We start from the raw sequence: 12,219 nt of genomic DNA on the forward strand, positions 1-12,219 counted from the left end.
TTTGACTCGTCGTCGTTAATGTTCGTTGTTCATTAAAGGGGCGATTTTACTGTTGATAATTTCCCGTGCCCTAAATATGCGTGATCGCACTGTTCCCACAGGGCATTCCATAATCTCAGCAATCTCTTCGTAACTCAATTCCTCTAACTCACGCAACGTTATTGAGGTTTTTAGCTCTTCTGGTAGAGCGGCTATCGTTTCAAAAATCACATCTTTTAATTCCGACGATAGCACCAAATTCTCAGGTGTATCAATATTGCGCAATCCATCGCCTGTTTCATAACCTTCCGCATCATCGGCTGGAATGTCATCGCCTGGAGGGCGTCTACCTTGTGCTGTAATATAGTTTTTTGCCGTATTCACAGCAATACGATAAAGCCAAGTATAAAACGCACTATCCCCACGAAATAAATGCAATGATCGATAAGCTTTAATAAATGTTTCCTGCACCACATCTGGGATGTCATTGGTTGAAACATACCGTGTTAACAGACCAGCAATTTTGTTCTGGTGGCGCGCAACAAGCAAATTGAATGCTTTTTTATCACCATTCTGAGCCTTTTCTACCAGGGCTTGATCTGTTAGTTGTTCACCCATCTTGAGCGAATCTCCTTCACGTTTTACGCTAACATTCCATGCTCTGACAGTAGGAGCTCTTAAAACGTTAGAGTGCGGTTTTTCTCAAAAGTTCAAATTTTTTTATTTTGATGCTAAATGCTGCTGAATTAACAACACAATTTCATGTAGATTTTCACGTGGTGCGCGGGCTTGGTTCATCAACCAACGAAACAATTCGGGATCCGTAAACGTCAATAACTCCACGAAACTCGCTTTTTGAGCCTCGGTTAACGTATCAAACCGCTCTTGATAAAACGGCATAATCATATAATCCAGCTCAAGCATTCCACGGCGGCATTCCCACGCTAGCTTCAATTTATTGTATTGCGCCATACAGACCTTCATTCTTGTGCAAATGTGTTGTGATCATCATAGCATAAATGGAGCCAAGTGCGTGGATTTTCAAGGTATCTCAATCATAAAAGTGCGGTTAAGCTATAACAAAAAAGGCGAGCTGTGCTCACCTTTTTTCGCAATCGATCAAGAATTATTTGATTTTTGCTTCTTTATAAATAACATGCTTGCGAACAACAGGATCGTATTTTTTGATCTCCATTTTTTCAGGCATATTACGTTTGTTTTTTGTTGTAGTGTAGAAATGACCAGTTTCTGCGGTTGAAACTAATTTAATTTTCTCACGAGCACCTTTTGCTGCCATAATTTAGCTCCTTAGATTTTCTCGCCTTTAGCACGAAGCTCAGCTAATACTGCATCGATGCCTTTTTTATCAATAATGCGCATACCTTTAGCAGAAACGCGTAAAGATACGAAACGTTTTTCACTCTCAACCCAAAAGCGGTGAGTGTGCAGATTTGGTAAGAAGCGACGTTTGGTCGCGTTCATTGCGTGCGAGCGGTTGTTACCAACGACCGGACGCTTGCCTGTTACTTGACAGACTCTAGACATTGTTAATTCTCCAATAAAACTTAATTAAGTTTGCGCTAAGCGGTTCGGATCACCAAGCTGGTTACCTCGTCAGGCATTCAACCCGACCCGCGATGAATATTAAAGGTGGGGGATTATACCCATTTTTTTTATCTTACTCAAGCCCCAATGCGGATTAATCATAAATTTCCCGCCAACGAACCGCACTTTTACTCTCCTGATTTGAGCCAACCTTGTTCAGAAAATGATAAATAACAGCCTTGACCAATAATAAAATGATCGAGCACCCGCACTTCGACCAGCCCACAGGCTTGTTGAATTTTTGTAGTGATGGCTTTATCGGCTTGACTGGCTTTTGCCACACCCGATGGATGATTATGCGCTAAAATAATGGCGGCTGCATTAAGCGAAAGTGCGGTTTTGACAATCTCTCTTGGGTGCACCGCCGTACTATTAATACTGCCAAGAAACATCTCTTCGTGGCGCAACAAGCGATGCTGATTATCTAAAAATAGCACCACAAAAATCTCTCGCTGTTTGTTCTCTAACAAACTTTGTAAATACATTCTCGCTAACTCAGGCGAATCGAATGTCGGTTTGGCTTGCATTTGCTGAGAAAGATAACGTTTTGTCATCTCGATGCTCGCTTGCAGTTGTACGAACTGGGTGATCCCAAGCCCTTTAAATGCACAAAACTCTTTTTCATTGGCACTTAAAAGATAACGTAAAGATCCAAAGTGCATCAGCACCTCACGCGATAATGCCATTACCGAGCAACCTTTGATACCTGTGCGCAAAAAAATTGCTAACAATTCATCATCACTGAGGGTTGCCGCACCGCACTTTAATAATTTTTCTCGTGGTAATAACTGTTGCATCTAGCTCCCCTTTGATGTTCATAACCGCACTTTGTGGTATTTTTTCCGTTTTTGCCAGCAACATGATCGTGTTTTACGATCGCTTTCGTAAAAATTACCATTTTTTATCGAAATTATGCTGTGCGTTTCGCCTTGAAATGCTACAATTTAAGATTAACTTTATTTTCATGACGGAGATAAAATGAGTCGTCAAAAGAAAACGCGCAAAATCAGTGATATTATGCCCGCGCGCAAAGCGGATAATCCTGCGGGTGCACGCAAGTCTAGTCGCTATGAGCTAGATGCCAAAGCGCGTGAAGAAAAACGCAAGAAAAAACATAAAGGTCTGCCATCAGGTAACCGCCACAGTGCAAGCAACGACAATAGCAAAAAGCAAAGTGCGGTTGTGCGTGACCCGCGTGTGGGAAGCCGTAAAAAGATTCCACTGATGGTAGAATTTGTAAATCAGCCTGAAAAAGGGCGAGTTATTGAGCCTGTGCGCACGACAAAATCTGTTCGAGATCCAATGGCGGAGCTGACCGCACTTGAGAATAATGAATGTTTAAATAACTTGCTCGATCAACTGGATGCGGGCAAGAAATTATCCCGAGAAGATCAAACCTTCGTTGATGACTGCCTTGCCCGTATTGAGCAATTAATGCAAGAGCTTGGTGTAAACGAAGACGATGAGGAAGACGAAGATCTGTTAACCCGCTTTTCTCAAGTGGACATTAATCAGTTCCGATAAACATGAGCTATTTACACATACTGCTGGTTGTTGGCGTTGTGATTATTATGGGTTTGGCTGGCTGGGCTGGTAGCTTGATGCTGGCTCTACGCCGCCAAAAACAACGTATATACGCCCTAAAAGTACGCCAATTTCAATTCGCTAAAGAGAGCATTGAAATCATAGCCAATGCGATGCTACGCGATGAATGCAATCTTTCTGAAGGGGTAATCCGTATTAATGGGCTGTTAGCGCATATTGGCGGCATAACACTGCACAGTTATCCTGCCCTGTTTAATCTATTTGAAACGGTCAAAGACATGCCAATTTTGGCGGCTCGCAGCGCACTCAAGCGTAATGAGCGTATGCGTTATGATCTGATACGTGAAAGTAAGGAAGCAGAATTACAAGAGGCTATTTTGGCGCAAGTGCCTCAATTATTACACGATTTACAACACAGGAAACCTTATGTCTGATATTGTATGGGATCTCAATCTTATTCAAAAATATAATCAATCGGGCCCACGTTATACGTCTTACCCAACCGCACTTGAGTTTAATGAACACTATAACGAACACGATTTTTTACAGGCTGCTCTGCGCTATCCAACTCGTCCTTTGTCGTTATATGTGCATATCCCGTTTTGCCACAAATTGTGTTATTTTTGTGCGTGCAATAAGGTGATCACTCGCCATCAACATAAAGCGGATATTTATCTTGATTATGTCGAAAAAGAGATCATTACACGCGCCCCTCTCTTCAAACAACGCACTGTGACCCAAATTCACTGGGGGGGTGGCACCCCAACCTATCTCAGCGAAGCACAATCCTCACGCCTAATGACAATGCTCACGGAACATTTTCATATCGCTGATAATGCCGAAATCAGTATCGAAATGGATCCGCGTGAAATAGAACTGTCAATGCTCGATCATCTACGGCACATTGGCTTTAATCGTATCTCGATGGGTATTCAAGATTTTAATAAAGATGTGCAAGCTGCAATTAATCGTATTCAAGATGAAGACTTTATTTTTGCACTTATGCAAAAAGCACGCCAACTGGGCTTTAGCTCAACGAATATTGACCTGATCTATGGATTACCTTTTCAAACAGTGGATAGCTTTATGAAAACGCTTAAACGGGTCAGCGAACTTAATCCTGATCGCATGAGTGTTTTCAATTATGCGCATTTGCCAGCACGTTTTGCGGGGCAAGCAAAAATCAAAGAGCATCATCTGCCCCCCGCGGAAAGTAAACTCACCATTTTACAAAATACCATTGAAACATTAACTCAAGCAGGCTATCAGTTTATTGGTATGGATCATTTTGCTAAACCCGATGATGAACTGGCAATCGCTCAGCGTAAGGGCGTTCTGCACCGTAATTTCCAAGGCTACACAACTCAAGAAGAAGCCGATTTATTAGGGCTTGGGGTCTCTGCTATTTCCTTATTAGGCGATCACTATGCACAAAATGAAAAAGGGTTAAAAGACTACTACACCGCGATTGAAGCGCATAACAGTGCCTTGGCAAAAGGGTTGGTGTTAAGTCAAGAGGATTGCCTACGCCGTGATGTCATTAAGGCATTAATTTGTAATTTCCGCTTAGTGTTTTCCTCAATTGAACAACAGTATCAAATTGATTTTAAACAGCATTTTGCACAAGATTTGGAGCTTCTCGCACCACTAGCTGAGGATGGATTGCTAACGATTACCGATCATGCGATTGAAGTCAGTGCAAAAGGACGCCTGCTGATTCGTAATATCTGTTTATGTTTTGATACATACTCACGTGCTCTTGCTAGACGCCAACAATTTTCGCGTATTATCTAATCTTGACCGCACTTTGATAGATAAAGTGCGGTTAATTTTCGATTAGGGGACGCAAACTCTCATGCTGACGCTTGAGGTTTTCAATCATTTTATCATAATGGCGTAAGCGTATCAGGGCGTGCACAATCAGATATGCTGCCACTACAATTAAACTGATATTAATAACGCTAATTGCGCTTAGCACCAACCAGACATGTTCAATTTCATAATATTTTGATGTGGCAATTAATGCACTAAAAATCGCCAATGGCAGTGCCAGCATGGAAATCCCAATCCGCATTGAGGCAAGGACTGTCCGTTTTTCAGCTAGCACAAGTTGTAATTGATTGATGCTGAGAATATCAACTGTCGTATTATTAGGTGTTGATGTTTGCATAGTTTACTCTAAAAATCGATAAATACTGTTAAGCACATTATGGCGAATATGATCACGCTCGAATAGCAGTTCATGCTTTGCGTGTGCAATTATCGTGGATTGGCAATCAGAAAATAATGGCACGCTGTGCGAAATCACATGATTACAGACAATAGAATCTTTTTCTGCTTGAATAATGAGCACTGGAATAGCGATTTTTTTCGCAGCTCTCGGCAATTGCTGCATATAATTCAAGCACTGATGAACCCAAGCAAACGTCGGACCGCCAATCGTTAATTTTGGAAACCGCCGTGCAAGCCGATTGACCCATTTCATTCGTGTTTTACACGCGCTGAGATCGTTATTATTTATATTAACAGGACGATAATCCGTTTTCCCTGGAATATAACGCCGCCCAAGCCCAAACAATACAGCAAGATTGATGAGCACACGATCAAGCATACCATGTTTAAGGGGCAACCCAAATAAAGGGGCTGTCAGCACCAATTGATCAAATGTATGGGGATAACGAGCTAAATAATGCGTTGCGATTAGCCCTCCTAACGAATGCCCTAACATCACTTTATGCTGATAATTTTCCAGCCCAGCAATCGTATGAATCACTGCATCCAAATCATAAAGATAATAATCGAATTGATCCACATAGCCTTTTTCATGCTCAGGCAAAAGGCGTTGAGAATAGCCCTGACCACGATGATCAAATAGCAATACATCAAAACCATGGTGGTAAAAATCGTACGCCACTTCACTCCATTTGAGCATATTGCCACCTCGTCCACTGACAAGCACCATCAAGCGACGACAATCATCGTTGTCATGTCGAAAAAAACGGTAAGCTATACGGCAACCCTGCCGCCCTTGTAAAAACTGAAGCGGAAAATCAGCAATAAATCGGCTCAAGGTGGTTAGGACAAAATGGGCAAAGTGCGGTTCTCGTTGCTGCATAGGGTTCTCACTTATTGACATTATGCCCATAATGAAACGATTTACAGTGAAAATCAATGGCTAAATGGGCTTAATTTTATCTTGAATGACTAAAATATAACCATTTTTATTGCTGATATAAAGAAAGTTAAAGTGCATTGAGATGATAATAATTATTATTTATATTAACACTCCTCTACTATTAACTCAGGAGTCTATTATGAAAAAACATGTTCTTCTCACCGCACTTAGCATAGCGTTCACTGCGACAGTTGCCAATGCACACTCGGTTTGGATTTATGGCGAAAATACACCGCAGCATTTCCAAGCCGATATTAACTATGGGCACCACTTTGGCGAACCCGAAGCCATTGCCGAAAAACGCTTAACGCTATTCAGCACACCAATACTCTCTGGTGAAAACGGCAACATCCCACTGACGCAAACAGGGGAAAATTATCATTACCTCAGTGCGAAACCGTTAGAAAAAGGTACCTACATATTAAGTGTTGACTACAAACCTACTTTCTGGACTAAAAAAGCCGATGGTAAATGGGAAATGAACAAAACACGCCAAGATTTTCCCGATGCCCAGTTGTGTGAACGTGCTGCCATGCGTGGGAAAAGCATTGTCCGTATTGATGACGATGGCAAATTCGCCACGCATGCCTTAGGCAAAGGGGTCGAAATTACACCGATTACCTTACCGAGCCGTATCAAAAAAGATATTGTTTCACAGTTTAAACTCACCAAAGATGGCAAACCTCTTGCCGATGTGGTCATTCTTGGGGCGTATCAAGGATTTCATAAAAACAGTGATGATATGCACGCGTTTTACGCCAAAACCAATCAAGACGGTGAATTTTTATTTAAACCAACCGTTGCTGGACGCTGGTATTTAAGTGCGGAAGTGGAAGAAAAGTTTCAAGACAAGCACTGCGACTTAGATATGACCGAAACCACGCTCACATTTGATGTACAATAACAAAAGTGCGGTGTAAAACCGCACTTTTTATATCACATTATGCTGTAACCAATTGGCGTAAAATACGGCGGATTGGCTCTGCCGCCCCCCACAATAACTGGTCACCCACCGTAAATGCGGCTAAATAGTCATCTCCCATAGCGAGCTTGCGCAAACGTCCAACTGGAACACTTAATGTGCCAGTAACTTTTGTCGGCGTTAATTCACGCAGCGTCGCTTCTTTATCATTAGGAATCACTTTTACCCATTCATTATGCGATGCCAAAATTTGCTCAATTTCGTCCAGTGGTAACGCTTTTTTCATTTTAATGGTGAATGCTTGGCTATGACAACGCAACGCACCAATTCGCACGCAAAGCCCATCGATTGGAATTGGATTGTCGCTTAAGCCCAAAATTTTATTTGTCTCAGCATAACCTTTCCATTCTTCTTTAGTTTGCCCGCTATCTAATAATTTGTCGATCCACGGAATCAAGCTACCCGCCAATGGTGCCCCAAAATTTTCACACGGTAAATCGGTACGCATTTTCTCGGTAACACTGCGCTCAATATCCAAAATAGAAGATGCAGGATTTGCTAAATCCGTTTTCACTACCGCATTGAGTTCACCCATTTGCTCAAGCAACTCGCGCATATTTTTCGCCCCTGCACCACTTGCCGCTTGATATGTCGCAACGGAAATCCACTCCACCAAATCACGCTCGAATAAACCGCCTAACGCCATCAACATCAAGCTAACCGTACAGTTTCCACCCACATAGGTTTTGATGCCTTTTTTCAACCCATCTTCAATCACATGTTGATTGACAGGATCAAGCACAATAATAGCATCTTTTTCCATGCGTAACGCACTGGCGGCGTCGACCCAATAGCCATCCCAACCTGTGGCACGCAATTTCGGATACACTTCATTGGTGTAATCCCCGCCTTGGCAGGTTACGATAATATCTAATTGAGATAGTGCTTCAATATCATAAGCATCTTGCAATGTGCCCGCTTCTTTGCCACCAAATACAGGTGCTGCAAGCCCAACTTGCGATGTAGTAAAATAAACAGGATTGATGTGTGCGAAATCGTGTTCTTGTTGCATACGATCCATTAAAACGGAACCCACCATTCCGCGCCAGCCAATAAAACCTACGTTTTGCATTTTTTTTCCTTAAGTTGATGTTGTTATAAAACTTGAGTTCACACATTAATTACTAAATTTAACTGATAAATGCAATTATTTTTTGCAGAATGCTTCGATTTTCTCATTCAGATGTTACAATAATTTAAAAATTATTGCTTGATTTTGTATTTTATTTAACTCAATATCGCAATCAATATGTTAAGGAGAGGCTATGTTAGCTTTCATCACGGGCGCAAGTGCAGGGTTTGGTGCCGCTACTGCACGCTTATTTGTCAAACACGGTCACAGGGTGATTATCTCCGCTCGGCGTGCCGAACGCTTGCAAAAATTACAACACGAATTAGGCGAAAATTGTTATGCGCTTGCATTTGATGTCAGCGATGAAAGTGCGGTTCTGGCGGCATTAAATCGCCTACCGCCATCGTGGCAAGAGATTGATGTCTTGATCAATAATGCTGGTTTAGCTCTCGGGGTAGCAGGTGCACAAACGTGCAAACTCAATGACTGGAAACAGATGATTAATACCAATATCACAGGACTTGTTACCTTAACTCATGCGTTATTGCCACAAATGGTCGCACGCAATCGTGGGCATATCATCAATCTTGGCTCTATTGCAGGAAGCTACCCATATCCTGGTGGCAATGTCTATGGCGCAAGCAAAGCATTTGTGAAACAATTTAGCCTAAACTTGCGTGCGGATTTAGTTGGCACCGCAATCCGTGTCACCAATGTTGAACCAGGACTGTGTGGCGGCACCGAGTTTTCCAATGTCCGTTTTTATGGTGATGATGAAAAAGCAACCGCACTTTATGCCAATGTAGACTACATTACCCCTGACGATATTGCTGAAACACTACTTTGGATTGCACAACGCCCTGCACATGTGAACATCAATCGCATTGAAATAATGCCCGTTGCACAAGCACCTGCGGGCTTGGTGGTGAAGAAAAAAGAAACCTAAAAGTGCGGTCACAGGAAATAGCATAATGGAAACCATTTTACTCAACGCATTTATCTACCTTGCAGCCGCTGCCATTACAGTACCCATTCTAAAACGAATAGGGCTTGGCTCAGTGCTGGGCTACCTACTCGCTGGCATTATGATTGGTCCGGTACTGGGGCTGGTGGGGAATGAAATCAAAGATGTTCAACACATCGCCGAATTTGGCGTTGTAATGATGTTATTTTTGGTTGGCCTTGAGCTTGAGCCGCATAAATTATGGCAATTAAAAACCAAATTATTGGGGCTGGGTGGTCTTCAGGTGGGGCTAACCATCGCCGCATTCGCAGGCATTGCCATTGCCTTAGGACAATCGTGGAAAATCGCCATTGCCGTGGGATGTATTTTATCTCTGTCATCTACTGCCATTGTGTTGCAAACCTTGGGCGAAAAAGGCTTAATGACAAGCCCCGGGGGGCAGTCGAGCTTTTCGGTCTTATTATTTCAGGATATCGTGGTCATTCCGATGCTGGCATTGCTGCCGTTATTAACCATGTCAAACTACGGCGTGCCCGTTGTGGAAGGACAACATAACCTACTCGAAGGCATGAGTGGTTATATCAAATCGTTAGTGACCATTGGGGTAATGACCCTTATTGTCGGGGGTGGGCATTTTTTAGGTCAGCCCATTTTCCGCTTTATCGCCAAAGCGAATTTGCGTGAAGCATTTAGTATTTTTGCACTTGCTTTGGTGATTGGGATTGCTTTGCTAATGTCATCAGTTGGGCTTTCACCAGCCCTTGGTGCATTTTTAGCTGGTGTTGTGCTGGCAAGTAGCGAATATCGCCATGAACTTGAGAGCAACCTCGCACCTTTTAAAGGTTTACTGCTCGGACTATTCTTTATGACCGTGGGTGCAGGCATTGACTTTCGCCTGCTATTTTCTCAATTTGGCACCATTTTAGCACTGACTATTGCCGTCATTGCAGTAAAAATGGTTATTTTATGGCTACTCGCTGTTGTATTCCGCCTGAAAAAAGCACAGCAATGGTTATTTTCACTCGCATTAGCACAGGCAGGCGAATTTGGCTTTGTCTTGATTGCCTTTACTAAACAGATGTGGGTCATTCCTTGGCAGTTAGGTGACTTGTTACTGCTTGTCGTCACCCTCTCTATGCTTATTTCGCCACTACTATTTGTATTTTACGAAAAAGTGTTGCAACCACGTCTCATTGAAAGTAACGCTCGAGAAATGGACACCATCGATCAGCAAAGTGCGGTTTTAGTTGCGGGCTATGGTCGCTACGGTCAAATCGTGTGCAGTTTATTGCGTTGCTGTGGCTTTAAACCCACCGTGATTGATTTTGATGTTACCTTAGTCGAAGGTATGACGAAATTTGGCTACAAAACCTATTTTGGCGATGCCACCCATCCAGAACTGCTCGAATCAGCTGGAATCGGGCAGGCAAAATTATTGATCATCGCCATTAATAATAAAGACGATACGCTACGCATTGTGCAATATGCGCATCAAACATATCCCAATCTACCGATTATCGCGCGAGCTTTCGATCGCCTACACACCTATGACCTTTATCAAGCAGGTGCTACTGTGATCGTGCGTGAAGTGTTTGATTCCTCCGTACGTAGCGGAAAATTCGCCCTTGAATTGCTCGGCATTAAAAAAGAAAAAGCCCGAAAACTGAGTGCATTTTTCTATCATCGCAATCGCTATGAACAGCACCTCATGGCTGATGTCTATGAGCCCGATCGTTCAATGTTTGCCAATGAAAAAATGATCAATATCGCAAAACAAGTGGATGATGAAACCACGAAAATGATGCAAGCGATTTTACGCGGTGAAAATGTGGATTGGCGACCACCAGGTGCTGAAAATGACTTCAAGGAAGAAGGGCATCTTGCCCCTGAAATGGGCGATGATAGCCATTTTGTTCAACATGAGCATGAACAAAGTGCACTCGATCCAGCACAAGATGCAACGAATGCGACCAACGAATTGCCAGAACCCGTTGATAGCCTAACACAGGATGAAAAAACATAGCCGCCAACCGCACTTTAAGATAAAGTGCGGTTTTATTTTACCTCATCATGACGCTCACGCAGGAACACTGCAAAGCGAGGTTTCCCTTGCGCGGTAAACCCTTGATATTGATAAGTGATGGTACTACCTACTGGGGGCGGATTTAAGCGTTGCTGGCGAGAGAAACCAGAACCAATTTTGAACACGCCATAGCGATTCACACAGCTCAGCGCACCAAGCATACCCGTAAATTGCCCTTTACCTTCAATATGGCGTATCACTGTGCACTCATCATCAAAGCGTGTTTTAACTTTCAAAATTTGGCTACTACGCCCATGTTGATAAGGCATATTGGGATTACGCACCACAACACCTTCGCCACCGTGTTGCTCTATATCCGTCAAAAATTGTCGCATATGTGCTTTATCTCTAATTGGAATCTGTTCAATAATGGTAATATGCGGTGCAGGATGTGCTTGCAAATAATCGCGTAACACCTGCAAACGTTGCCATAAATTACCTTTGGCATTAGGCACATCGAACACATGCAATTTTAGTTTCTGCCATCCTTCGTCTTGATAACTACGCACCGTTGCAGCAATTTGACTAAATTCACCTCGTGTGGAAAATAACTCACCATCAAGCGAAAACGGTGGGAAATTTTTAAGAAAATCCGCTGGAGGCGAGAATGCCTTTCCTTGACGACTCACAAGGATTTCACCCGTCCAAATTCCACGGACGCCATCCAGTTTTTCACTCATTACCCAGCCTTGCAGTGATTGGTTGTGATAACGCTGCAATAACATCACATCAGGAGCAACAGCCCAACATGAAAGGGATTGAACAAGGAGTATTGTGCGTAAAATCCCGTTTATTATCTTCACATTCATCACCA

The 12,219-nt window shown here is 42.8% G+C and carries 15 protein-coding genes; 6 read left to right on the forward strand and 9 right to left on the reverse strand.

Annotation, left to right across the window (positions count from 1 at the left end; translation table 11 throughout):
* Positions 1-15 precede the first annotated feature (15 nt).
* The 5 genes from rpoE to radC all read right to left on the reverse strand — a co-directional run bounded on the left by rpoE (position 16) and on the right by radC (position 2,381).
* Entirely contained in the window at positions 16-597 is a 582-nt protein-coding gene (rpoE, locus tag HPC40_RS05045; RefSeq protein ID WP_208118406.1) for an RNA polymerase sigma factor RpoE, read from the reverse strand.
* A 102-nt stretch (positions 598-699) separates the two neighbouring features.
* Positions 700-951: an FAD assembly factor SdhE gene (locus HPC40_RS05050; protein ID WP_208118407.1), complete on the reverse strand. Its 252-nt coding sequence runs from the start codon at positions 949-951 to the stop codon at positions 700-702.
* A 154-nt stretch (positions 952-1,105) separates the two neighbouring features.
* Positions 1,106-1,276, reverse strand: a complete 171-nt coding sequence (rpmG, locus tag HPC40_RS05055; RefSeq protein WP_065234024.1) for a 50S ribosomal protein L33 — start codon at positions 1,274-1,276, stop codon at positions 1,106-1,108.
* Between the two features lie 11 nt (positions 1,277-1,287).
* The gene (gene rpmB / locus HPC40_RS05060) at positions 1,288-1,524 is read right to left on the reverse strand and encodes a 50S ribosomal protein L28 (protein ID WP_208118408.1); all 237 of its coding nucleotides are present in this window, start codon (positions 1,522-1,524) and stop codon (positions 1,288-1,290) included.
* 188 nt (positions 1,525-1,712) lie between these two features.
* Complete coding sequence (gene radC, locus HPC40_RS05065) at positions 1,713-2,381, reverse strand: RadC family protein (RefSeq protein WP_208118409.1); 669 nt, start codon at positions 2,379-2,381, stop codon at positions 1,713-1,715.
* Positions 2,382-2,562: 181 nt separating this feature from the next.
* On the opposite strand from radC, the gene yihI reads away from it, so the two are divergent.
* From yihI to hemN, 3 genes are read left to right on the forward strand one after another with little or no spacing between them, the layout of a single operon-like run.
* On the forward strand, positions 2,563-3,108 hold the full coding sequence (yihI, locus tag HPC40_RS05070; RefSeq protein ID WP_208118410.1) for a Der GTPase-activating protein YihI: 546 nt from the start codon (positions 2,563-2,565) through the stop codon (positions 3,106-3,108).
* Positions 3,109-3,110: 2 nt separating this feature from the next.
* Positions 3,111-3,563, forward strand: coding sequence for a DUF2489 domain-containing protein (locus tag HPC40_RS05075; RefSeq protein ID WP_208118411.1), 453 nt, complete (start codon positions 3,111-3,113; stop codon positions 3,561-3,563).
* Positions 3,556-4,923, forward strand: a complete 1,368-nt coding sequence (hemN, locus tag HPC40_RS05080; protein WP_208118412.1) for an oxygen-independent coproporphyrinogen III oxidase — start codon at positions 3,556-3,558, stop codon at positions 4,921-4,923. Before HPC40_RS05075 ends, hemN begins: the two co-directional genes overlap by 8 nt.
* A 31-nt stretch (positions 4,924-4,954) precedes the next feature.
* Here the strand turns inward: hemN and HPC40_RS05085 are convergent, their stop codons facing one another.
* Together HPC40_RS05085 and HPC40_RS05090 are read right to left on the reverse strand one after the other, a co-directional pair.
* Positions 4,955-5,299, reverse strand: coding sequence for a hypothetical protein (locus tag HPC40_RS05085; RefSeq protein WP_208118413.1), 345 nt, complete (start codon positions 5,297-5,299; stop codon positions 4,955-4,957).
* A 3-nt stretch (positions 5,300-5,302) separates the two neighbouring features.
* A complete protein-coding gene (locus HPC40_RS05090) occupies positions 5,303-6,244 on the reverse strand; it encodes an alpha/beta fold hydrolase (protein WP_208118414.1) in 942 nt (313 codons plus the stop codon).
* 199 nt (positions 6,245-6,443) lie between these two features.
* Between HPC40_RS05090 and HPC40_RS05095 the strand changes: the two genes are divergently transcribed.
* Positions 6,444-7,208, forward strand: coding sequence for a DUF4198 domain-containing protein (locus HPC40_RS05095; protein WP_208118415.1), 765 nt, complete (start codon positions 6,444-6,446; stop codon positions 7,206-7,208).
* Positions 7,209-7,245: 37 nt separating this feature from the next.
* Here HPC40_RS05095 and asd read toward each other — a convergent pair whose 3' ends face one another.
* A complete protein-coding gene (gene asd, locus HPC40_RS05100) occupies positions 7,246-8,358 on the reverse strand; it encodes an aspartate-semialdehyde dehydrogenase (protein WP_208118416.1) in 1,113 nt (370 codons plus the stop codon).
* Positions 8,359-8,551: 193 nt separating this feature from the next.
* On the opposite strand from asd, the gene HPC40_RS05105 reads away from it, so the two are divergent.
* Both HPC40_RS05105 and HPC40_RS05110 read left to right on the forward strand, forming a co-directional pair.
* On the forward strand, positions 8,552-9,304 hold the full coding sequence (locus HPC40_RS05105; RefSeq protein ID WP_208118417.1) for an SDR family oxidoreductase: 753 nt from the start codon (positions 8,552-8,554) through the stop codon (positions 9,302-9,304).
* 25 nt (positions 9,305-9,329) lie between these two features.
* Positions 9,330-11,345 (forward strand): cation:proton antiporter domain-containing protein, encoded by a 2,016-nt coding sequence (locus tag HPC40_RS05110; RefSeq protein ID WP_208118418.1) that lies wholly within the window; start codon positions 9,330-9,332, stop codon positions 11,343-11,345.
* A gap of 32 nt (positions 11,346-11,377) precedes the next feature.
* On the opposite strand, the gene HPC40_RS05115 is transcribed toward HPC40_RS05110, so the two are convergent.
* Positions 11,378-12,199, reverse strand: coding sequence for a DNA ligase (locus HPC40_RS05115; RefSeq protein WP_456242934.1), 822 nt, complete (start codon positions 12,197-12,199; stop codon positions 11,378-11,380).
* Between the last annotated feature and the right edge of the window lie 20 nt (positions 12,200-12,219).

It is taken from the genome of Spirabiliibacterium falconis (assembly GCF_014885015.1).
GTDB classification, from domain to species: Bacteria; Pseudomonadota; Gammaproteobacteria; order Enterobacterales; family Pasteurellaceae; genus Spirabiliibacterium; species Spirabiliibacterium falconis.